19 protein-coding genes are annotated in these 21388 nt (G+C 61.9%); 5 read left to right on the top strand and 14 right to left on the bottom strand.

Annotation, left to right across the window (positions count from 1 at the left end; all coding sequences use genetic code 11):
• Positions 1 to 121 precede the first annotated feature (121 nt).
• Positions 122 to 394, top strand: a complete 273-nt coding sequence (locus HX807_RS27415; RefSeq protein ID WP_003217129.1) for a DUF1652 domain-containing protein — start codon at positions 122 to 124, stop codon at positions 392 to 394.
• A 148-nt stretch (positions 395 to 542) separates the two neighbouring features.
• Here the strand turns inward: HX807_RS27415 and HX807_RS27410 are convergent, their stop codons facing one another.
• Positions 543 to 3011, bottom strand: coding sequence for a UvrD-helicase domain-containing protein (locus HX807_RS27410; protein WP_134326667.1), 2469 nt, complete (start codon positions 3009 to 3011; stop codon positions 543 to 545).
• Between the two features lie 218 nt (positions 3012 to 3229).
• Here HX807_RS27410 and HX807_RS27405 point away from each other — a divergent pair, with 218 nt between their 5' ends.
• The gene (locus HX807_RS27405) at positions 3230 to 3925 is read left to right on the top strand and encodes a pirin family protein (RefSeq protein WP_003217133.1); all 696 of its coding nucleotides are present in this window, start codon (positions 3230 to 3232) and stop codon (positions 3923 to 3925) included.
• Positions 3926 to 4049: 124 nt separating this feature from the next.
• Here HX807_RS27405 and pgm read toward each other — a convergent pair whose 3' ends face one another.
• The 4 genes from pgm to HX807_RS27385 form a co-directional block, all read right to left on the bottom strand.
• Positions 4050 to 5696 (bottom strand): phosphoglucomutase (alpha-D-glucose-1,6-bisphosphate-dependent), encoded by a 1647-nt coding sequence (pgm, locus tag HX807_RS27400; RefSeq protein WP_087694418.1) that lies wholly within the window; start codon positions 5694 to 5696, stop codon positions 4050 to 4052.
• 99 nt (positions 5697 to 5795) lie between these two features.
• On the bottom strand, positions 5796 to 7208 hold the full coding sequence (locus HX807_RS27395; protein WP_177051673.1) for a PLP-dependent aminotransferase family protein: 1413 nt from the start codon (positions 7206 to 7208) through the stop codon (positions 5796 to 5798).
• A gap of 24 nt (positions 7209 to 7232) precedes the next feature.
• On the bottom strand, positions 7233 to 8654 hold the full coding sequence (locus tag HX807_RS27390; protein WP_177051671.1) for a hypothetical protein: 1422 nt from the start codon (positions 8652 to 8654) through the stop codon (positions 7233 to 7235).
• 651 nt (positions 8655 to 9305) lie between these two features.
• Complete coding sequence (locus HX807_RS27385; RefSeq protein WP_003217140.1) at positions 9306 to 10328, bottom strand: zinc-dependent alcohol dehydrogenase family protein; 1023 nt, start codon at positions 10326 to 10328, stop codon at positions 9306 to 9308.
• Positions 10329 to 10576: 248 nt separating this feature from the next.
• Between HX807_RS27385 and HX807_RS27380 the strand changes: the two genes are divergently transcribed.
• A complete protein-coding gene (locus HX807_RS27380; protein WP_003217142.1) occupies positions 10577 to 11491 on the top strand; it encodes a LysR family transcriptional regulator in 915 nt (304 codons plus the stop codon).
• A gap of 75 nt (positions 11492 to 11566) precedes the next feature.
• Here the strand turns inward: HX807_RS27380 and HX807_RS27375 are convergent, their stop codons facing one another.
• From HX807_RS27375 to HX807_RS27360, 4 genes are read right to left on the bottom strand one after another with little or no spacing between them, the layout of a single operon-like run.
• Positions 11567 to 11752, bottom strand: a complete 186-nt coding sequence (locus HX807_RS27375) for a hypothetical protein (RefSeq protein ID WP_177051669.1) — start codon at positions 11750 to 11752, stop codon at positions 11567 to 11569.
• A 20-nt stretch (positions 11753 to 11772) separates the two neighbouring features.
• Entirely contained in the window at positions 11773 to 13641 is a 1869-nt protein-coding gene (locus tag HX807_RS27370; RefSeq protein ID WP_177051667.1) for an FUSC family protein, read from the bottom strand.
• Entirely contained in the window at positions 13641 to 14549 is a 909-nt protein-coding gene (locus tag HX807_RS27365) for an HlyD family secretion protein (protein WP_177051665.1), read from the bottom strand. The genes HX807_RS27370 and HX807_RS27365 overlap by 1 nt, the downstream gene beginning before the upstream one ends.
• Before the next feature lie 10 nt (positions 14550 to 14559).
• Complete coding sequence (locus HX807_RS27360; RefSeq protein ID WP_177051719.1) at positions 14560 to 14748, bottom strand: DUF1656 domain-containing protein; 189 nt, start codon at positions 14746 to 14748, stop codon at positions 14560 to 14562.
• A gap of 127 nt (positions 14749 to 14875) precedes the next feature.
• Between HX807_RS27360 and HX807_RS27355 the strand changes: the two genes are divergently transcribed.
• On the top strand, positions 14876 to 15670 hold the full coding sequence (locus tag HX807_RS27355) for a helix-turn-helix domain-containing protein (protein WP_003217152.1): 795 nt from the start codon (positions 14876 to 14878) through the stop codon (positions 15668 to 15670).
• Between the two features lie 2 nt (positions 15671 to 15672).
• Here HX807_RS27355 and HX807_RS27350 read toward each other — a convergent pair whose 3' ends face one another.
• Positions 15673 to 16590 carry a LysR family transcriptional regulator gene (locus tag HX807_RS27350; protein WP_177040585.1) on the bottom strand — a complete coding sequence of 306 codons (918 nt, stop codon included), beginning with the start codon at positions 16588 to 16590 and terminating at the stop codon, positions 15673 to 15675.
• A gap of 110 nt (positions 16591 to 16700) precedes the next feature.
• On the opposite strand from HX807_RS27350, the gene HX807_RS27345 reads away from it, so the two are divergent.
• Entirely contained in the window at positions 16701 to 16919 is a 219-nt protein-coding gene (locus tag HX807_RS27345; protein ID WP_008433828.1) for a DUF2790 domain-containing protein, read from the top strand.
• Here the strand turns inward: HX807_RS27345 and HX807_RS27340 are convergent.
• The 4 genes from HX807_RS27340 to benC are packed head-to-tail and all read right to left on the bottom strand — an operon-like array spanning position 16916 to position 21378.
• A complete protein-coding gene (locus HX807_RS27340; RefSeq protein ID WP_102604629.1) occupies positions 16916 to 18163 on the bottom strand; it encodes an OprD family porin in 1248 nt (415 codons plus the stop codon). The two genes, HX807_RS27345 and HX807_RS27340, sit on opposite strands and share 4 nt — an antisense overlap.
• A gap of 30 nt (positions 18164 to 18193) precedes the next feature.
• Positions 18194 to 19528, bottom strand: coding sequence for an MFS transporter (locus HX807_RS27335; RefSeq protein WP_008433830.1), 1335 nt, complete (start codon positions 19526 to 19528; stop codon positions 18194 to 18196).
• Between the two features lie 55 nt (positions 19529 to 19583).
• Positions 19584 to 20345: a 1,6-dihydroxycyclohexa-2,4-diene-1-carboxylate dehydrogenase gene (locus HX807_RS27330; RefSeq protein ID WP_177051663.1), complete on the bottom strand. Its 762-nt coding sequence runs from the start codon at positions 20343 to 20345 to the stop codon at positions 19584 to 19586.
• Between the two features lie 10 nt (positions 20346 to 20355).
• Positions 20356 to 21378, bottom strand: a complete 1023-nt coding sequence (benC, locus tag HX807_RS27325; protein WP_003210837.1) for a benzoate 1,2-dioxygenase electron transfer component BenC — start codon at positions 21376 to 21378, stop codon at positions 20356 to 20358.
• Between the last annotated feature and the right edge of the window lie 10 nt (positions 21379 to 21388).

The following is a 21388-nucleotide window of genomic DNA, read 5'->3' as shown; positions in this document are numbered from 1 at the left end:
CTGCCGGACGGGACGAAAAAACTCCCATGCCCGATGCGAACGAATGCTATTTTTAGTGCTCACGACGGCCAGGACCAGTGACGGTCATGGCGCCCCTGCAGCGAGCTAAAGGAAGCGCTCAATGAACAAGGTGGGCAACATGAACAAAGTGACATTCCCCAACGCCTGCCAGTTGATGCGCTGGCACTTTCATCCCATGGGCTTTGAGGCGAGCATGGATGCTCCCGGCAGTATGATCGCCCGCCTGTTCGACCGCGCCAGCGGAGAAACCCTGATTGCAATTGCCGGTATCCCTTGCGCCACGGTGATGAACGCTGCGGACGTAGAGCGGATCATCGAGGCGGTTGAGGATGAACTGGAGTCGTTTGTGCCGCCGCTGTCGCTGCGGGCTTGATCTGGCAACGCAGGTATCCTGTGGCGAGGGAGCTTGCTCCCGCTGGGTTGCGTAGCAGCCCCAAAATCCTGGGAGCGCTGCGCACTCCAGCGGGAGCAAGCTCCCTCGCCACAGCAAGCTCCCTCACCACAGGATTCAACGTCACCCCTTATGATTTGCTGATGCGCTGGTCGTCAAAAAACGGTTTGTCCCCGGCAACCCGGTCCGAAGCCTTTGGCACATTCACCCCTTGGCCATCCTGGCCGTCGACATACCAATAGCAATGGCTCACCGCCCGGGTAATGCCCACGTAGGCCAGGCGCAGCACTTCGTCTTTCTGCGCGCTGTCGTAAGCTTCGGTATCGCCGTCCTTGCCCAGTCCTGCCATGCGGTAGACCTGGTTCTTGTACGGCGAACTGGTCAAGTGTTGGCAGTCACCCAGCAGGAATACCGCATCCGCCTGCAGGCCCTTGGCGCTGTGATAAGTCAGTTGCTTGAGCCGGCGGCTGCCGTACGGCAAGCTAGAATCCACATTAACTACCGATTTAATATGCTCTTGCATCAATGACTTATCGCTGCTTTTTCGATACAGCATTAACACCGAGTCACCCTTTTGATAGTGCGCCAGCAGTTGTTGGCCCAGCGCCGCATCGTCACGGTCACGCACCGTGACCGGCACCAACTCCTTCGCGGCTCCACTGGCCTTGGCTTTCTTGCCGCTGATGGCCGGGGCCGCCCGCACGATGTGCTCGGCAGCATCGATCACGTGCTGATGGCTGCGGTAGTTCTCGCCCAGCATCACCCGGGTGGTCGTGGGTGACGGGAACTCCTTGTTGAACTCCATGAAATACTTGGGCGAACTGCCACGCCAGCCATAGATCGACTGCCAGTCATCGCCCACGCACAACAGCGAAGAGCACTGGGCCCCACGCCCCACGTGCATGGCCGGCCCACGGCTGCGGATCTCCCGCAGGCTGGCCCGGATCCACGAGACGATCTGCGGCGATACGTCCTGGAATTCGTCGATCATCAGGTGCGACATCGGCCGTAGCAGCGGGTCGCTGAGCAACTTCAGGTTCTCCGGGGTGTTTTCGCCAAACAGCGAGAACATCCGGTTGTAGGTCATGACCGGTGGCGACTGGTCCAGCAAGTGATCCTCGAGGGCCTTCCAGAAAATGCTCAGTGCCTCGAAGTAAAAACGGTCTGGATCATCCTTGGCAAAACTCATCTTGCCCACGGCGGTGGGCACATCCAGCCCGAGGTTCTCGATGAACCCGGCGGCGGCAACAAAGCTGTCCAGCAACGGTGCCGAACCCAGCTCGCCCTTGACCTTGTAATCGAAGCCCGGGCCCGCTGTTGCGTCACCTGCCAGGCTGCTTAAAAGCCGCTTGGAAGACTCGTAGCTTTCTAGCCATATCAATGGTTTACGGCAGAAAGCTTGAAATAGGGTTCGCTTTACCGCCCATTCGGCACGTACTGACAGCTTGGACCCGGGTCGACTGACCTGGGCATTTTCCCGCGGGTCGAAGCCCAGTACGACCCAGGCATCCAGTTCGGCAATGTAGCCATGGCAGTGAAACTTCGCGCCGTTGATATCGAACGTCTGGCGATTGGGCTCGATGCCCTTGATCGGCCAGGCGCCGGCACGAAACCACAGGTCTTCGATCACATCGCAGAGTTCTTCATCGCGCTTGGCCGCCAGTTCGGTCACCGCCACGCGTTTTTGCACGTCCGGGTGATCGCGCTCCAGCTCCTTGAGTTGCAGGGCATGGCGCGCGAGCGGAGCGATCAGTTCGCGGAAGCGTTCATGGCGGCCATGCAGCCGGTGATAGCAGGCATTCAGTTGCTGGCGCTGGGCGTCGTTGATCCGCAATTCGAAGGGGTTGCTGTCGGCCTCATCAAAACCCGCTTCGGTCCGCGCATTGAGGTTCTCGAACGCCTGCAGCCGTTCAAGGCCCGGCAGGCTGCGCACCATTGGCAGGATGCGTGAGTGAAAGGTCCGCACCACCGCTTGCGCGTCTTTCATACCAAGGGGTTGGCCCCACAAGGCGAGAATTTCCATGAGCTTATTGATGAAGTCCTTGCGCGACTCACGGGTGAAGGTCACCACCGTCATCGAGCTCAGCTCGAAGCCCAGGTAATGGGTCAGCAGCAGGATACGCAGCACCAGCGAGGTGGATTTACCCGCGCCGGCGCCGGCGATCACCGAGGTGGACGGCGTATCGCTGAAAATCATCTTCCATTGCGCCGCACTCGGCTGGGCATGGGCCGGCAGCAGGCGCGCCACATCAGCCTTGATGCGTTTTTTCAACTCGGCGGTCAGCGGCAGGCGCCAATCATCGAACAGATTGTCGTCAACACCCGGCGCAGTGTGCTCATCCGGCCGGAAGTCACGAATCAGCAGGACCTGGCGGCCTTCTTCGATACCATCCGCCTTGCCTTCCTTATAGCCATACTCCACGCCGGCCGTGTGGCCACTGCGAAAGCCGTCGGCCTGGCCATGCAGCCATGAGAAACGGTGCTGTGCCCGCAGGCGCGTCAGGCCGTGACCGAATAATCGGGCGGCGAGCCGTTTCAACAGGGGCATTTCGGCCAGTGGCCGCAGTTCGGGAGGCAGATCGGGGGTGTGTTGCGGCACGCGGACTCCTGCGATGCTTTAACTCGGACAAGAGCCCTATGGTCGCCGCAAATGCCCCACAGTTCCAGCCAATTGCTTTGCGCTCATGCAGTTAGGCGATGAAGTGAAGACAAGTCCTGAGCATCGGCATCGAAGCATTCGATAGGAATCCAGCATTTTTTACGCTTTTTATCGATCTGGCGCTGCTGGATGATGGCTCCCATCCACAGGAGACGATCATGCTTGAACTTCGACCTTTCAACACCCTGGGCGGCGCCAATCACGGTTGGCTGGACGCTCACCACCACTTCTCGTTTGCCGAATACCATGACCCCAAGCGCATGCACTGGGGCAACCTGCGGGTGTGGAACGATGACCTCATCGCACCGGGCACCGGCTTCCCGCAGCACCCGCACCGGGACATGGAAATCATCACCTATGTGCGTGAAGGCGCCATCAGCCATGCCGACAACCTGGGCAACCAGGGCCGCACCGAGGCCGGCGACGTCCAGGTAATGAGCGCCGGCACCGGGATCGCCCACAGCGAGTACAACCTGGAAGCTACGCCGACCAAGATTTTCCAGATCTGGATCATTCCCAATGAGGCCGGTTTGCCGCCGTCGTGGGGCGCTAAGCCGTTTCCGAAGGGTGACCGCGAAGGGTTTGTGACCCTGGCCAGTGGCAAGGCCGGAGACAGCGAAAGCCTGCGGATTCGGGCCGATGCACGCTTGGTAGCGGCAAACCTGAAAGCCGGTGAAAGTGCCGAGTATCGGCTGGACAACGGACGCCGGGCGTACCTGGTACCGGCCACCGGGGTGATTGAAGTCAATGGCTTGCGTGCACAAGCTCGAGACGGTGTGGCGGTTGAGGATGAGCAGGTACTGCGGGTGACAGCGGTTGAGGACAGCGAGATCGTCTTGGTCGACCTCGCCTGACCGAGCTTGAATGTGGTGAGGGAGCTTGCTCCCGCTGGGGTGCGAAGCGCGCCCAAAAATGGGACTGCTGCGCAGTCCGGCGGGAGCAAGCTCCCTCGCCACAGGTTAATCAGTCACTTTGGTATCAGTTAGCCGAGATCGCCCCGTCCACCAACACCTGGGCCTCTTCCACCAGTTGCTTGAGGTGATCTTCGCCGATAAAGCTCTCTGCGTAGATCTTGTAGATGTCCTCGGTGCCCGATGGCCGTGCGGCGAACCAGCCGTTTTCAGTCATGACTTTCAGCCCGCCGATCGCCTGGTCATTGCCCGGCGCGTGGCTGAGGATCTGCTGGATGCTTTCCCCCGCCAACTGCGTGGACGTCACCTGGTCTGGCGACAGCTTGCCCAGCAAGGCCTTCTGCGCCGGAGTCGCCTTGGCATCCACGCGAATGGCGAACGGCTCACCCAGTGCATCGGTCAGCCCGCGATAAATCTGGCTTGGGTCCTGGCCTTTGCGCGAGGTCATTTCCGCCGCCAGCAGCGCCGGGATCAAACCGTCCTTGTCAGTGCTCCACACGCTGCCGTCCTTGCGCAGGAACGAGGCGCCGGCACTTTCTTCGCCACCAAAACCCAGCGAACCGTCGAACAGGCCATCGGCAAACCACTTGAAGCCCACCGGCACTTCGTACAGGCGACGGCCAATGCGCTTGGCCACGCGATCAATCAAGCCGCTGCTGACCACGGTCTTGCCCACCGCAGCATCAGCGCGCCATTCGGGGCGGTTCTGGAACAGGTAGTCGATGGACACGGCCAGGTAGTTGTTCGGCGCCAGCAAGCCACCGGACGGCGTCACGATGCCATGGCGGTCGTGGTCCGGGTCGCAGGCGAAGGCCACGTCATAACGGTCCTTGAGGCCGATCAACCCCTGCATGGCGTAGCTGGAGGACGGGTCCATGCGGATCTGGCCGTCCCAGTCGACGCTCATGAAGCGGAAGGTCGAATCCACTTCGGTGTTCACCACGTCGAGGTTCAGGCGGTGATGCTCGGCGATGGCCGACCAGTAACGCACCCCTGCTCCGCCCAGCGGATCGACGCCCAGGCGCAAGCCAGCGTTGCGGATGGCATCGAAGTCGATGACGTTGACCAGATCGGCCACGTAGGTGTTGAGGTAGTCGTGGCGATGAGTGGTGTCGGCCTTCAGCGCCTGGGCATGGGTGATGCGCTTGACCCCGGCCAGCTTATTGGCCAGCAGTTCGTTAGCCTTGGCTTCGATCCACTTGGTGATGTGGGTGTCGGCCGGGCCGCCGTTGGGCGGGTTGTACTTGTAGCCGCCGCTTTGTGGCGGGTTGTGGGACGGCGTGATCACGATGCCGTCGGCCAAACCACTGGTGCGGCCGCGGTTGTAGCAAATGATGGCGTGGGAAATCGCCGGTGTCGGGGTGTACTCATCGCCTTCGGCGAGCATCACGTGCACGCCATTGGCGGCCAGCACTTCCAGCGCACTGGCGCCGGCCGGGGTGGACAACGCGTGGGTGTCGAGGCCGACAAACAGCGGGCCGTTGATGCCCTGGGCTTCACGGTACAGGCAAATGGCCTGGCTGATGGCAAGCACGTGCCATTCATTGAAGCTGAGGTCGAACGAGCTGCCGCGGTGCCCGGAGGTACCAAAGGCGACGCGCTGGGTGGAGATCGCTGCATCAGGCTGGCCGGTGTAATAGGCCGTTACCAGTCGCGGGATGTCTACCAGCAATTGAGCTGGTGCCGGCTTGCCCGCAAAAGGACTGAGAGTCATGCATAAACCTCGGAAAGAGAAGGATTCGGAAAAAAGTGCAGTTTACTGGGACTTGGACTGCTCCGCGACGTTATAAATCCTACAGCAATCAGCGAAATTTCATTCAGCGCCGGTCTGTGCCTGCCTGAGCGCCAGAGCCAGCTCATCCAGGGCATTCTCCAGGTTATGGGCGCCGTCAACGGCATGGCTCAGCCGCAGATGCTGGCAGTGCAGGCCACTGAGGCTGAACAACTCCCCCGGCGCAATCACCACCTGCCGGGTGAGCAGGCGCTGGAACACCTGGCGCATATCCACCGGGGCCTCTGAGCGCAACCAGAAGGTCGCGCCAGCGGCAGGCATTCGGTAGCTCACCTGGTTGCCCAGATGCGTGTCCAGCCGCAGGCCCATGAGCCGGGCCTGCTCTTTGAGTTGCGGTCGCAACTCCCGCAGATGCTGGTCGATGCGCCCGCTTTGATAGAGCCGCGCAATCGCGCGCTGGCGGATAGAGGACAACCGGAATGCGCGCAACAGGAACTGGCGCTGCAGCTCGCCGCTGAGGTGGCGCGACAGCAAATAGCCAAACGGCGCTTCCGGCCCGAGCATCTTCTCGAACGTGGAAAACACCATCAGCCGCTCGGGATTGGCCAGGTCCCGTAACGCGGTGATTGGCTGCCCGAATCCGAGGTCACCATGGCTGTCATTTTCTAACAACCAACAGCCATGCTGGTCCAGCAATCGCACTAGCTGCAGGCGGTCATGGGTGGACAGGACTACGCCGGACGGCAGGCTGACACCGGATGACAGCAACGCCAGCTGCACCGGCTCGGTGCTGAGCAATTGCTCGAACAACGCCAGGTCCAGGCCGTCGTCCGCCGTGAATGGCAATTCGAGAACCCTCACGCCTGCCCCCTGCAACAACCGCAGGATCAGCCAGTCACACGGGGATTCGACGATGATCGCAGCGTCCTTGAGACCCAGCACCTCGATCAGGATTTCCAGTACCCCGCGCAAGTCGGCGCCGATGTATACCTCGTCCGCCTGCCAGCAACGGGTCGGCGACGAGGTATAGCGCGCCGCGAGCGTCGCCCGCAGTTCCCACACACCACAGGGCTGCGACCATGGCTGCAGATGATGCGGGTAATGCCGCAACAGTTCGCGCTCGAGCAGCAACAGCGCTGCGTCCAGTGACGCCGCAAGTGCCGGCTCATCGGCGCTGAGCACGCGCATTCCCGGGCGTCGCGCACTGGCATAGAGGCGCTCCAGCAGGTCGCCACCGCTGCTGCCTGGCGGTCTATTCAATACCGGCCAGGCGTAGTAGCCCGACTTGGGCACCGAGTACACCCGGCCCTCCTTCTCGAGCAACGAGTAAGCGTATTGAATGGTCGAGATCGACACATTCAGGCGCTCCGCCAGCTGCCGCAATGATGGCAGTTTTACCCGGGCATCCGTGCTCACCTCGCCGATGAGGTTGATCATGTAGCGATACACCGCCTGGTAGGCGAAGTCGGTTTGCCGGTCGTCCCTGAGGTTCATCGCTGGTCACCCGCCGCCACCCGCTTAACGCCCCGCCAGTTGGTAGGCTGCCAGGGCGGGCGCACCTTGCTGTGGCGTCTCGGCCATGCCCGGCACGCCGGTGGCGGGCCGCTTGCGATAGAGATGTTGCAGCAGGTCGATCGGCAACCCGCTGGTGTCGATGGCCCATTGCACCAGCATCTCGGCCACCGGCTTGCCTTGCAGCGCCTTGTGCAGCTCGGGGAGCGCCACCAGCATGCCGGGGTGGCATTGGCGCAAAAAGCTTTCGAGGCGCTCGCCGTGACGGATAAACGGCGAAAACATCAGGCAGTTCAGTTGGCTTTCATCCAATCGGAACATCGCCTGGGCGTAGTCGGCCGCCAGCGCTCGGCCATCCTGGGTCGCTGCCTGGGCAATCAGGTGTTCGGGAATCTGCTTGCGCCGCATGAACAGCGCGGCCTGCTGCATGAAGCCCTGTGCGCCCTCCTCGTAATCCAGTTCCCGCAGGCACTCGGCCTGCAGGCCCCGCAGATGGGCCATCAGCAACGGGTTCGCATAGCTCGCGTGGCTGAAATGAAAGCCAAACTCGTCCGGTTCATAGCCCATGAACTGACGCAACAGCGGCCCGGAGGAGTATTCGGCCGCGTCCTTAAGGTCGGCAGCGCCGATATAGGCCAAGTGGCGATGGTTGTCCGTGTCGGACTTATCGGCGACGGCGTAACGCTCGCCGTAAAGGTCGCAGTAATAGGCGTTGCTCCACTCATCCATGCGCGCGAACAGCCCGCTGAGCACCAGGGGCTGGCGCGGCGGGATCTCTGCACCGCTCGCCAGCGCAGCCTTCTTCAGCCACGCCAGGTACTCCCGCTGCTTGCGCGCGGAGTCACCGCTGACCAGCGCGTGCACGCCCCCATTGCAGGTGGTGACGCGCTGGTAAAAGTCACCGAGGGCCAGGTAGGCGTCGTTGCACAGGGTTTGGCGAAGATCTCCCGAGGTCAGGTGCCCCACCATCAGCATATTGCGCCGGCTGGTATCGCGCGCCGCACTGGAGGCCGGCCGCAGGTGGTTGAACGGCAAGACTTCCTGATTCTCGACCATCAGCAATTCAACACGCGCATCGTCATGCATGAACAGCGCGCTGTAGCCGCGATGCAGCGTGTCCAGGGCATTTTGCGACATGCCGGCATGGCGCAAGGTCGCGACCCGCAGTTGAAACGTCCGCGGCGCCCGGCCTGCAAGCGTCAGCTGGGCTGCGCGCAACAACGCCAGGACATAGCTGCTGCCGGCGCCTGCGCCGTGAGCGACCAGCACCTTGTATTCACCGATCCGCTCCATGCCGCCTGCCGCTACCACGATTCGTTGAATCAATAACTGGAGCGAGGTACGTTCTGTTCGAGAGAAATGCCCTATCAAGCGTTGCAATACTTGTTGATAGACATAGTTCATGGCTTGTTCGTGAATAGCGCTCATAGTTCTACTACCTGAGTTGAAATATCAGTTTCGGGCAATTGTTGACGGCATTTGCCTGACCTGTTGTTTCTGTAGGGGCGTTACAACATGTGACATTCAATGGAGATTAGCACCGGGCCCTACCTGCCAAGCCTGCCTTTGGGGGCTTCCAGTCCCGAAAAGGCGCCAAGCCAAGGGGCACGCAGCCCAAACCGAAAGTCTTAGGAACGCTCTGACAACTTCCTACGCTGCTTTAACTTACAAACTAGAGAAGCATCCGACATAACCCACTTCAATATTGATGTTCCGGCAAAACAGCCATGGGAAACATTATTGGGCTTGACGGATGTACGGGGTGATTTCATATATTCAATCATTGCTCAATCCTTGAGATAAAAGTGACGGGGCAATTATCGGCACTTGAATAATGATTAACAGATACAGAACGCCGGCTAAAACCGGTTCAGATGGGGGCTTGCATGGGGTATCGAGTGTGCAGACACGACAACGCCGCGCTGGGATTCAGGGCGGCGTCAGGGGCATACATCTGGTTTATCGGGCTGAAGTGCTGAAATCCCGATTCAAGCGGTGGGCAGGTTAAGTCCTGTCAAATGGCGCATTTGCCCCATGCGCCCGGGGGCAGGAATACTCGCTTGAGAATATTCCCACAGATCAAACAGTTTCTACCTGCAAGGCAACCCGTTCACGGCACGGACATTCGTCCATATAGCGGTGCGCTTCAACGAACTGGCTGAACGGAAATACCGTGGTTTTCAGCGGTACCAGCACCTTGTCGGCGGTCAGTTGGTTGATGTCACGCAGGGCTCGCTGCAAGGCCACCTGGTCCTGGATGATGCCCAGTTCCGGTTTGCCGGTGAAGTTGCCGATGCAGTGCACAAAGAACTGAATGTTCTTCTGGAACGCCGCGCAGGCCGGGAATGGCGTCTGGTTGCCACCTTGCAGGCCGTACAGCACCAGGCTGCCACGCGGCGCCAGCACATCACCCAGCAACGACATCTGCGGGCCACCCAAGCCATCGAACACCACGTCTACGCCGCGGTTGTCGGTGAACTTGTTGACTTGCATCAGCAGGTCCTGCTCTTCGGTGACGATGACCTTCTCGGCCCCGAGGGACAGCAGGTATTCGCGCTCATCACTGGTCTTGGTCGCAGCAATCACCCGCACACCCAGGGCTTTGCCCAGTTGCACGAACGATGGGCCGGCACAGTGGCTGGCGTCCGTTACCAGGGCGAATTGCCCGGGTTTGACCCGCGCCAGGTCCATGTACGCAAAGTAGGCAATCAGCAGCGGCGTGTAGTGCACGCTGGCTTCGATCGGGCTCAGGACATCCGGGTAGCGGGTCAGCGCCGAGCGCGGCAGGACGATCTGTTCGCCGTACACCGGGTAGTCATTCGGGCTCTCGGCCGGGAAGCTGGCGACCTTGTCACCCACCGCCAGGTCGTCGACACCCTCGCCAACGGCCACAACCACGCCGGCCATTTCATGGCCAAGGCCGGAAGGCAAGCGGGCATGGGACGACGCCAGGTTCTGGCGCCACAGAATGTCGTACCAGCTGATGCCAATCGCCTCGACGCGCACCTGCACTTCGCCCGGTGCGGGCTTAGCGGCTGCATGCTCTTCGCATTTGAGCACCTCGGCCGGACCAAACTTGTGAAAACGGATCGTGCGGGACATCGCAAACCTCGTCAAAGTAACCTCTATTGCCATGAACTCTATCTGGGCTTTCGGGGCAAGACCACCGGTCGCCGTTAATAGTCGACATGCCTGTCATTGATTCCGCACATACGGAAAAGGTGCCAAGCCATGTAGGAAAACTGAATTAGCCGGTGCAGAGTACCAGCCTTTCCCCGTAAGATTCATGCCGGTCATTGTTCTTATATGACCGCTCCCGTCAAGTTTACTGACGCCGCCTGGGACACAAGATGAACCGTAACGACCTGCGTCGTGTCGACCTCAACCTGTTGATCGTATTCGAAACCTTGATGCATGAGCGCAGTGTGACCCGCGCTGCCGAGAAACTGTTCCTTGGCCAGCCGGCCATCAGCGCAGCCCTGTCACGCCTGCGCGGCCTGTTCGACGACCCGTTGTTCGTGCGTACCGGACGCAGCATGGAGCCCTCGGCCCGTGCGGTAGAAATCTTCGCCCTGCTCTCCCCGGCCCTGGACTCGATTTCCACGGCCGTCAGCCGCGCCTCCGAATTCGACCCGGCCACCAGCACCGCGGTATTCCGCATCGGCCTGTCGGACGACGTCGAATTCGCCCTGCTGCCGCTGCTGCTCAAGCGCCTGCGGGCCGAAGCCCCCGGCATTGTGCTGGTAGTGCGCCGCGTCAACTACATCCTGATGCCCGGCCTGCTGGCCTCCGGCGAAATCTCCATCGGCGTGAGCTACACCACCGATTTGCCGGCCAACGCCAAACGCAAAGTCCTGCGCCGCAGCAAGCCGATGCTGTTGCGAGCCGACAGCATGCCGGGCTCCATGAGCCTGGATGACTTCTGCGCCCGGCCCCATGCTCTGGTGTCGTTTGCCGGGGATTTGAGCGGGTTTCTGGATGAAGAACTGGAAAAATTGGGCCGCAAGCGCCATGTCGTGCTGGCTGTGCCGCAGTTCAATGGGCTGGGGACGTTGCTGGCGGGCACCGATATTGTCGCGACCGTGCCGGACTATGCCGCTGAAGCGTTGACTTCAGCGGGTGGCTTGCGGGCTGAGGAGCCGCCACTGCCGGTGCGCACCTTTGAATTGCACATGGCGTGGCGTGGGTCCCAGGACAATGACCCGGGGGAAAGGTGGTTAAGGTCGCGGATTCAGATGTTCTTCGGCGACCCGGACAGCCTATAAAGCAACAGCACCGCCGGGCATCACACCGAACTCGTCACTTCGCTCCGAATAGATTGCAATTCCCCGGGAACCGGCTCATCGCTGGCGATCGGCCTTGTGCCTTGAATCACGGCCAGGCGCCCGGTGCTCGGCGAGCTTTTTTTGCTCTTGTTTGAATTGCTGTTGCCAGCGGGCCAGCGCCTCAGCCCCGTCCGATGCCTGCACCGCCATTGGCACAGACACGATCATCCCGAAAAGCGTCCAGATAAGGAGTTGCTTCATTTCATCTCACCTTCGTTGTTTTAGCTGAAACTGGTTCGGATATCGACACGCTGGTATTGGTCGAGCAACCCCGCCAAATCCCGGTAACAAGCAGCCAGGTCGCGGGCACCAAGGCGGATCAGTGATCTCGACGTACGCCGGGCCTGGGCCGCGCTGATCGCTGAATCGAAGGCATATCTGGCAATACGCCGGTCGCCCGCTTGCACACACCTGGCGATTGATGAATCAGGCTTCAGGTCGCGTGTCTTGCGGTGCAGCAACCTTAACTGTCGACCCAGTTGAAGCGAGACGGCACCGGCCTCATCGGCGCCCGACAGCGCTTGCAGGGCAACCATCCGGTGCTGTTGCGTGGCCTGCCACTTCAGAAGATCCATGCGGTGCCCGTGACGCAGCAACCGGCGCGTGTCTTTGTGCAGCGCGGTCCTCAGGACGTCGGCGTGGCTGGCGGGTTTCCCCGGCAGCAACTGGAAGGCCAGCAGGCAGATAGCAAGCGTCACCATCCAGGCCAGGGCTTGATTCGCGAAGTCAGCGAAGTCGTATTGGGCGGTCCCGGCGGTGCCGACCAGGGTGTTGAACGTAATCAGGTAGGCGACGCCTTGCAGGGCATGGCGCGGCCGGGTCGTGGCATGAATCCCGACCGCCCAGAACGCAACCAGCACCACCGTGAGCAACCCGAACCCGCTGATGTGCGGCAACAGCAGGAACTTGCACCCCGCCGCTGCCAGGATTGCGTAGAAGGTTCCCCTGGCAAGGCTCGCAATGCCTTGCTCGGGCGCCGCGCTGGTGGCCAGCAAGGTGCAGAACGGACCCAGTACGGCCAGCAAGGTTGGCCCCTGGTCCCAGCCGGTGAGGTACCAGACAGCACCGGTCGCCAGCGTGGCCAGCAACGCTCGCACACCGTTACGCAGTGCAGCGCCGTAGTGTCGGTGAAACCCCACGGCGCGGGCCGGCGGCAGGGGCGCGCGCTCAAGGCAGGCAAAACTCGACAAGGCGCTGGCCAGTTCGGCCAATGGTTCATTCAGACGCCGCTGGCTCGCGCCTGGTTCAAGGCTGGCTTGCAGCTCCCGGACACGATCGGCCGCCACGCAAAACCCGGGCATGGCTTCAGCCAGCTGGCGCAACTGTGCGCCGATTCCAGCGTGCGAAGGTATCGCGCATTCGTCGAGCACCACGGCATGCAGATACGCAAGTCCTGCCTGCAGGGTCGCCAGCCTGGCGCGGATCAGCACCGACTCGCCCCGACCAATCCCGAGAAGGTCGTCCACTTTGCTGATATCGATGGCCAGCGGGTCCTGCGCACGCGCCGGCCCGCCGTCAAACCGCACGGCCAATAACCGCAGGGTGCGCGACGAGACGTCGCGAAGTGCCATGGTCAGTGTGCGCTCGACGGTCTTGCGGCTGAATAATGTGGCCACCAGGCTCAGGCTCAACACCCCCAGAACAACGGCCGTGCCCCGCCCGACGATATGTTCGAAACCTTGCTGTGGCGCGACGATGGCGGGCCCCAGGGCCAGGCAAACGGTGTAGCCGGCGACCACCGCCGCCGTGGCCTGGTAGTGCCGAAGCACGGTCATGGCGCCGACACAAAGGCCCAGCCATACCCCGATCCCGAGGATAAACAGCAGCATTTGCTGGGCGAACAGGCTGGTCAGGACCAATGCCACAGCCAACCCCACCAGGGTGCCCAGTGCCCGGTGGAAGCCCTTGCCAACCACTGCCCCCTGCAGCGGATGGATCAGCAACAACACGGTTGAGGCGGCCGAGAACGGCGAATCCAGGTGTAATTGGAACCCCAGCCACAGGGCCAATGAGGCCGCCAATAGACTACGCAGCACATAGCCCGAGGTAGCAGCTTCCCATGCCCCCAGCATGCGCAGTGCACGGAGCATCACATGAACGCCTGAAGCCATTGCACCAGCCTCCAGCGCGGCGCCGTGCCCTCCTCGGCAACCTCGATGCTGGCGGTCATCCCCGCCGCCAACTCCACACCGGGCGGCACCTTGTCCAGTTCAATCCGCACGGGCACGCGCTGGGCCAGGCGTATCCAGCTGAACGTAGGCGCCACCTGGGGCAAACCACTGTTACTGCGCAGCTCGTTACCGTCGGCAATGCCCCGACCAATGCTCGCCACATGCCCTTCGAGCAGCGGTGAAAAACCCATCAGCTTGATGGACGTCACAGCCCCCACCCGAACACCAGCCAGCTTGGTCTCCTCGAAGTAACCGGTGACCCAGAAGCTATGGCTATCGACCACAAAGATATTGGTCTCGCCCGCTGCCGCGTAGTCACCCGGCTGCAGCCGCAACTGGGTCACATAGCCGTCGACCGGCGAACGAATCGTCGTGCGGTCCAGATCCAGCCGCGCATGGGCCAGTTGGCTGCGGGCCGCATCCAGGCGCGCCCTGGCCACCGCCAGGTCCCGGGCTGCGTTGTCGGTTTCCTCCCGCGCAATCGCATCGCCGAGCTGGTTGCGGCGTTTGAGCTGTGCACTGCGCTGCTCGAAAACACTGCGCGCCTCGGCAAGCTCGGCCGTGCGCTGTTGCTGGGCAAGCAAGTAGCTGCTGCGATCGATCTGGTACAGCAACGCGCCCTTGGCGACCCACTGGTTGTCGCCCACCAGCAGGTGTTCGACCTGGCCGGACACCTCGGGGGCAATACGGATGACTTGCGCGCTGACACGCCCGTCCCGCGTCCAGGGGGCCAACTCATAGGCACGCCACAGTTGCATGCAGAACAGCAATGCGGCCAGCCCGAGCACCAGGGTGACGAGGGTCTTGAGGATGTGTTTGATGATCATCGCGCTGCCCTCAAAAGCTCAGAACCAAGGTCGAGAGCACGATCAGCGACACAAAGAAACGCGCCAGGCTGGGGTGCCAGGCCCAATCCAGCCAGCGCCGCAGGGCCCGCTCCAGTAGCGCGTACACCAGGACTGCAACGCCGACGTAGAGCAAGAACGGAGGAATGTAGAGGTGGGCAATCGTGATTTCGCTGAGCATCGGTTGAATCTCGCAGTCGGCAATCACCTTGATCGCCTTGATGAAGATGGTAGGGACTGCAAGGTCGTGCCGATATTGAGTATGCTGCCAGGATATAATCAATTTCAGTCAATCGAGACGGTGCAACATGGGCGAGATGAAGCTCCAGGGCGTTGATCAATTCGAACTGGACAGTTTTGATCAGCCCGCCGTCGCGTTGATGCTCGGCAGCCAGCGCAACGACACCGAATTCCCCGTGCACAGCCACCGCAAAGGCCAACTGGTGGTGGCATATCACGGCGGTATCGTGTGTACCGTAGAGGATGGCGTGTGGATGGTGCCGTCGGGCTTCGGCGTGTGGATTCCGGGCGGTATCGCCCACAGCAACCGGGTGACCGCCAACGGCAGGATCGGCTATCTGTTTGTCGAGCCCGGCGCCGCCGCGCTACCGGAGAAATGCTGCACGCTGGTGCTTTCGCCGCTGGTCCTGGCGTTGATCCTGCACCTGAGCGCCCAGCCCCAGGATTATCCGCCTGCCTCTGCCAATTCGCGCGTGGCGAGCGTGCTCCTTGAACAACTGGAACTGGCTCCTTCGGAGCAGTTGTACCTGCCGCTCCCCGCTGCTACGCAGTTGCGCTTCATCGCCCGCGGCCTGGCCCAGGACCCGTCAAACCGTTGCACCATGGCCCAGTGGGCACGCCAGGTGGCCATGAGCGAGCGCTCCCTGGCCCGCCTGGTCAAGAGCGAAACAGGCCTGACTTTTGGCCAATGGCGCAAACAATGGCAAATCATCGTGGCCTTGCAGAGCCTGGCCGAGGGCGAGTCGGTGCAACGAACCGCCGAGGCGCTGGGGTACGAGTCGGTCAGTTCGTTCATCAGCATGTTTCGCAAGACACTGGGCTCGTCGCCGGCGCGCTACATTCGCCGTACGGCAACGCGCTAGCCTCAAGGTGCCTCAATCACTGCCAACTGCTCCGCCAACAACCCCGGCAATCGCGCCTGCAAAAACCCGACCCACGTCCGCACCTTGGCATCCAGAAAGCGCCTTGATGGATACACCGCGAAAATGCTCCGCTCCCGTAGCCGATATCCGGGCAACAGCCGCACCAACGAGCCCTCGCGCAGCGCCGGGTTGGCGCTGAAGAACGGCAACAAGCTGATGCCCATTCCTTCCTGCGTCGCCTTGACCATCGCATCCGCGACATTGGTCCTGAAGGTGTCACCCGGCGAAATCGCAATCTCGCCCTCTTGCCCCTTGAACAACCACGCATCCTCCTGGAAATCCTGCAGATGCAACCGTCGATGCTGCATCAACTGCTGCGGATGCTCGGGCACGCCGTACCGGGCCAGATACCCCGGTGCCGCACAGGGCACACTGAACAACTGCCCGATCGTCTGACTGACCAGCGCCGAATCCGGCAACGAATGGGCGATGGAGATCACCACGTCGTGACCCTCTTCAAGCGGGTCCGGGTTGTGCTGGGACAGGGTCAACTCGATGGACACGTCCGGGTATTGCTCGCTGTAGCGGGCAATCAGCGGCGTGATCAGCACCCCCAACCCGCTCATGCAATGCACCCGCAATCGCCCGCGCGGGTTGAGGTGCGCGCCGCTGGCTTCTGCCGTGGCTTCCCTGACGTCTTCAAGAATGTCGCGACAGCGCAACAGAAAGCGCTCGCCCGAATCGGTAAGGCCCAGGCGCCGGGTGGTGCGTTGCAACAGGCGGGTCTGCAGGTGTTTTTCCAGCTCGCAGATCAACCGTGATACGTGTGCCCCGGACAGGTCCAGCGCCTCGGCCGCTGCGGCAAAGCTGCCAGTGTCGACAACCCGGGCAAACACCCGCATGCCATTGAGCAAATCCATCAACATTGCCCCTCGATTGCTACGTGATACGTACGAGTCATTCACCTGTTCCTGTCTTTATCCCGCTGCGGCAATCACTAAAATGAACCCTACTCACAGAGGAACTCATCATGAATATCAAATGGCTCAGCCTGCTCCTGTTTTTCACCGCCGCCGGCGCCATGGCGGCCGGCAGCAATGAAGCGCTGGATATCCAACACGTTGTTTCAATCACGCCCGTGCCGGGCAGTTGCCAGGTAGAACCGGCGACCATGGTGTATCTCGACAGCCAGGGCGTCAGCCACACCCTCAACTACCAGGTCATGGGCACGTGCCAGGGCGGGGTTTAAAGCAGCTTCCAGGTGTAACTGAGGATCAGCCGGTTCTCGTCGATGTCGCTGCGGTAGTTTGAACGAGCCATGACGTTACGCACTCGGATGCCCAGGCCGCTCAATGTGCCGCTTTGCACCACATAGCCGATATCCAGGTCGCGCTCGCGATCCTTGCCTTCATAACCCGCGCCGGTGGTCACGTTGTTACCGGTGATATAACGCACGGTGGTGGTCAGCCCCGGAATGCCCAGCGCCACGAAGTCATAGTCGTACCGCACTTGCCAGGAGCGCTCGTCGGTGTAGGCAAACTCGTAGGTGGGTACTTCGTTGCCCAGCGGCGTGATGTTGGCGAAGACCCGCGGGAAGGCACTGTCGCCATACATGGCTTGATAACCGACGTAGAAGATATGGCCGCCATGCTTGGCCGACAGCAGCGAGAAAAACGCCTGGTTGTCGATCTTGCCGAGCAGTTTGTCGCCGTCTTCCCGCGCATCGTAGTAGCCGAGGTTGGCGCCGAGCGTCCACTCACCCATTGGCTGGCTGTGCTTGAGGCCGACAAAGTCCTGGCGGTAGATGTCCTTGAGTTGGCCATGCCAGTAGCTGACGCTGGTGCGGTTGGTGTTGAAGGCGTAGTCGCCGCCGACGTAGTTGAACCCATCACTTTCAGCGCCGCGTTGCGGCACATGGCCGAGCATGGCGATCATTTTCTCGTCGCCGGCTTCGTTGCGCAGGCGGGTGGTGGTCAAGTGCCCGGCCTGTAGCGCAAGGCCGGCGATTTCGCCGGAGCTGACACTCACGCCCTGATAGCTCGGCGGCAGCAAGCGGATATCGCTGAAGGCCAGCACCGGCAGGTTCGGTTGCAGTTCGCCGACCTTCAATTCGGTCCTGGAAAACCTGGCCTTGAAGGTCAGGCCCAAACGGCTGTAATCATGCGGGGCGCTGCCGTCGCCCTTGACCGGGAGCAGGCCGGTATTGGTGCGGTCCGGGCTGCTGTCGAGCTTGAGGCCGAGGGTGCCCAGGGCATCCAGGCCAAAGCCCACGGGCCCCGGGGTGTAGCCGGATTTATAGGTCAGGATAAAACCCTGGCCCCACTCCTCTGCCTTTGATTGCTTGTTGGCGCCGACGATGTCCGAGAAATCGCGGCTGAAGTAATAGTTGCGCGCCTGCAAGGTGGCGGTGGAGTCCTCGAAAAACCCGCCCTCGGCCGCCGTCGCCGCAAGGGGCACGCCCAACAGGGATAGCCAGATACGTTGTGTGTTCATGTCGTTGCTCTTAGTTATTGTTATCGACAGTTACTGCGCCGGGGCGGCGATCACCTCCTGCCGGCCCCGACGCTCATTCAGCGCATACGCCGTCATCGCCAGCACGGCGATGGCCCCGGGGATGGCAAAGGCCATGAAGTTCAGGTGCAGCGGCAGTTCAATCCCCATCAGCGCGCCGCCCAGCAGCGGGCCGACGATGGCGCCGGTACGACCGATACCGGAAGCCCAGCCCAGGCCGGTGGCTCGAATGTTCAAGCCATAGAGTTGTGCGGCGCCGGCGTACAGCAGGATTTGCGTGCCGATGGTGGTGGCGCCGGCAAAAAAGATCAGCAGGTACAGGACCGGCATCGGGCTCTTGATACCCAGCAGGCTGATGGAGAGCAGCGCGGCGATAAAGAAACCGATCACCACCTTCACCAGGTTAAGCCGGTCACACAGCCAGCCACCGACAAGCGCCCCGGCGATGCCGCCAAAATTCAGCGCCAGCAGGAACGACAGGCTCGATCCCAGGCTGTAACCGGCACCCGCCATCAGTTTGGGCAGCCAGGAACTCAGGGCGTAGACCATCAACAGGCAGCAGAAAAACGCGACCCAGATCGCCGCCGTCCTCAAGGCCAGGCCGTGTCGGAACAACTCCAGCACCGAAGCGCCCTTGCCTTTACCGGCGCTGACGAGCAGTTGGTCTTGCGGGTCGATCCGGGTCTGCGGCGACAGGCGCTTGAGCAGCTCACGCGCCTGTTCCTTGCGGCCCTGGCGAATCAGGAACCCGATGGACTCAGGCAGCCAGTACACAATCAACGGCATCAGCAGCAGCGGGATCGCCGCGGCGAAGAACATGGACGACCAGCCAAAACGCGGCAGCATGAAAATCCCCACGCCGGCCGACAGCATGCCGCCCAGCGAGTACCCGCCAAACATCACCGCCATCAGGATGCTGCGCATTTTCTTCGGTGCGTATTCGGTAATCAGTGCGGCCGCATTGGGCATCAGGCCGCCACAGCCGAGCCCGGCAATAAACCGGCAGATTCCGAACTCAGTCGGGTTGCTGGCAAAACCGTTAATCACCGTGGCGACGCTGAACAAGGCAAAGCAGATGGCGATGCCTTTGCGGCGACCGAACTTGTCGGCCAGGCTGCCGAAGACCAGCGCGCCGAACATCATCCCGAACAGCGCATAACTGCCCAGAGCGCCGGCCTGCAGGGGCGATAGTCCCCATTCCTTCATGATCGACGGCAAGACCACGCCGTAGATGAACAAGTCATAACCGTCAAAGATCAACAGCACAGCACACAGGCTGACCACCAGCCAGTGGAAACGATTGAAATGGGCATTATCGATAATCGAATTGACGTCATGGGTACGCATGGCAGTGCTCTCATTATTGTTGTTGTGAGTCAGTGTCTGCAGGTACGGCGCTGGGTCAGCCGAGGTCGCCGCCTCCTACCGGCAAGGTGACGCCCGTGATGTAGGAGGCCTCATCAGAGGCCAGAAACAGAATCGCGCCGGCTTGTTCGTCGATGCTGCCGTAGCGCTTCATCGGGCTGCTGTCGAGGGTCTGGTCGACGATCTGCTGGTACCAGACGCGCTCCTGGTCGCTCTGGGGCTGGCTGTTGCGCGGGATCCGCCGCGGTGGCGCCTCGGTGCCACCGGGTGCGGTGGCGTTGACCCGAATGCCGCTGCCGGCGGTCTCCAGGGCCAGGCACGCGGTCAGGGCGTTGACGCCGCCCTTGGCTGCGCCATACGGCACGCGATTCACTCCGCGCGTGGCCACGGACGAGACATTGACGATGGCACCGCTGCCCTGCTCCAGCATGTAGGGCAACACGCAATGGCAGCACCACAGGGTCGGGAGCAGCGAGCGGCGCACCTCGGCTTCGATTTCGTTCTCGGCGTAGTGCTCGAAGGGCTTGGCCCAGATGGTCCCGCCGACGTTGTTGACCAGGATGTCGATACGCCCGAACCGCGCCTTGGCAGCGGCCATCACACGGGCACATTCGGCATGCTGCTCCAGGTCGGCGGTGAGGATCAGCGCCCGCTCATGCTGCAATTCATGCACGAGTTCCGAGCGATCGACGGCCACCAGCCAGGCGCCCTCTTCCAGCAAACGCTCGGCAACCCGCCGGCCGATGCCCTGGGCGGCGCCTGTCACCAGCGCAACCTGGGTGTTGAAACGTGGAGTCATGGGGGATTCCTCAGGCGGCGTCGCCGGTGACGATGGCGTTGGGGGTGAACTTCTCGTAGTGGAAGCTGGCGGGGGTGACGCCCTGGTTCTTGAAGTGCTGGCGTACCGCGTCGACCATCGGTGGCGGCCCGCACAGGTACACATCCACGTCGCCATCGTTCAGCACGTCAGCGGCCATGTGCTGGGTGACATACCCCTGCCGGGGGTGCGCGGTCTGGGGGTCGGCCACGCAGGTGACAAAACCGAAGTTGGGCAGGCGTTGGGCGAACGCCTCCAGCGCCTCGACCATCACCAGGTCCTGGTCCCGCGTCACGCCGTAGACCAGCGTGACCGGCCGGGTTTCCTCGCGCTCGGCCAACACTTCAAGCATCGACAGGAACGGCGCCAGCCCCGTACCACCTGCCAGCAACAGCAGTGGCCGCGCCACTTCGCGCAGGTAGAAACTGCCCAGCGGCCCGGTCATCGGCACCGCGTCGCCCGGCTGGGCACGCTCCAGCCAGCCACTCATCAACCCGCCGGGCACATGCTTGATCAGGAAGCTCGCGCGTTTGTCGCCGGGGCGACTGCTGAAGGAATACGCGCGGGTCTGCCCACTGTCGGGCACGCCGATATTCACGTATTGCCCCGGCAGGAACACCGGCGCCTGATCCAGTTCGAAGCTGACTTCCAACGCTGCATCGGCATGCCGGGTAATACTCGCCACCGTCGCGGCAAATTGCGCGGTGCCGGTCTTGCAGGCACCGGACGGCACCGGCACGGCAATCACGCAGTCCGACTGCGGCACCATCTGGCAGGTGAGCACCTGGCGCTCAGCGGCTTCATCCTCGCTCAGGGCGTCTTCGATGTAGTCGTCGCCCAAATCATAGGCGCCGGTTTCACAGCGGCATTTGCAGGTGCCGCACACACCGTCGGAGCAGTCCATGGGCAGGTTGATACGTTGGCGAAAGGCCGCGTCGAGGACCTTTTCACCCACCTTGCAGTCGATGAAACGGGTTACCCCGTCCTCGAAGTTCAGGGCAATGGAGTACGTCATGGGCGTGTCC

Origin of the sequence: Pseudomonas sp. D8002 (genome assembly GCF_013385695.1) — a bacterium.
Taxonomy (GTDB): Bacteria; Pseudomonadota; Gammaproteobacteria; order Pseudomonadales; family Pseudomonadaceae; genus Aquipseudomonas.
This window is presented reverse-complemented; position numbering and strand designations above follow the sequence as displayed.

What these genes read in the sequence shown, in the direction of transcription:
- pgm (WP_087694418.1), bottom strand. Translation starts at nt 5,696, where the DNA reads ATGACTCTCAGTCCTTTTGCGGGCAAGCCGGCACCAGCTCAATTGCTG.
- HX807_RS27330 (WP_177051663.1), bottom strand. Translation starts at nt 20,345, where the DNA reads ATGACTCCACGTTTCAACACCCAGGTTGCGCTGGTGACAGGCGCCGCC.
- HX807_RS27390 (WP_177051671.1), bottom strand. Translation starts at nt 8,654, where the DNA reads ATGAGCGCTATTCACGAACAAGCCATGAACTATGTCTATCAACAAGTA.
- HX807_RS27385 (WP_003217140.1), bottom strand. Translation starts at nt 10,328, where the DNA reads ATGTCCCGCACGATCCGTTTTCACAAGTTTGGTCCGGCCGAGGTGCTC.
- HX807_RS27370 (WP_177051667.1), bottom strand. Translation starts at nt 13,641, where the DNA reads ATGCTCCGTGCACTGCGCATGCTGGGGGCATGGGAAGCTGCTACCTCG.
- HX807_RS27345 (WP_008433828.1), top strand. Translation starts at nt 16,701, where the DNA reads ATGAATATCAAATGGCTCAGCCTGCTCCTGTTTTTCACCGCCGCCGGC.
- HX807_RS27395 (WP_177051673.1), bottom strand. Translation starts at nt 7,208, where the DNA reads ATGAACCTCAGGGACGACCGGCAAACCGACTTCGCCTACCAGGCGGTG.
- HX807_RS27360 (WP_177051719.1), bottom strand. Translation starts at nt 14,748, where the DNA reads ATGCTCAGCGAAATCACGATTGCCCACCTCTACATTCCTCCGTTCTTG.
- HX807_RS27355 (WP_003217152.1), top strand. Translation starts at nt 14,876, where the DNA reads ATGGGCGAGATGAAGCTCCAGGGCGTTGATCAATTCGAACTGGACAGT.
- HX807_RS27335 (WP_008433830.1), bottom strand. Translation starts at nt 19,528, where the DNA reads ATGCGTACCCATGACGTCAATTCGATTATCGATAATGCCCATTTCAAT.
- HX807_RS27350 (WP_177040585.1), bottom strand. Translation starts at nt 16,590, where the DNA reads ATGGATTTGCTCAATGGCATGCGGGTGTTTGCCCGGGTTGTCGACACT.
- HX807_RS27415 (WP_003217129.1), top strand. Translation starts at nt 122, where the DNA reads ATGAACAAGGTGGGCAACATGAACAAAGTGACATTCCCCAACGCCTGC.
- benC (WP_003210837.1), bottom strand. Translation starts at nt 21,378, where the DNA reads ATGACGTACTCCATTGCCCTGAACTTCGAGGACGGGGTAACCCGTTTC.
- HX807_RS27405 (WP_003217133.1), top strand. Translation starts at nt 3,230, where the DNA reads ATGCTTGAACTTCGACCTTTCAACACCCTGGGCGGCGCCAATCACGGT.
- HX807_RS27375 (WP_177051669.1), bottom strand. Translation starts at nt 11,752, where the DNA reads ATGAAGCAACTCCTTATCTGGACGCTTTTCGGGATGATCGTGTCTGTG.
- HX807_RS27380 (WP_003217142.1), top strand. Translation starts at nt 10,577, where the DNA reads ATGAACCGTAACGACCTGCGTCGTGTCGACCTCAACCTGTTGATCGTA.
- HX807_RS27340 (WP_102604629.1), bottom strand. Translation starts at nt 18,163, where the DNA reads ATGAACACACAACGTATCTGGCTATCCCTGTTGGGCGTGCCCCTTGCG.
- HX807_RS27365 (WP_177051665.1), bottom strand. Translation starts at nt 14,549, where the DNA reads ATGATCATCAAACACATCCTCAAGACCCTCGTCACCCTGGTGCTCGGG.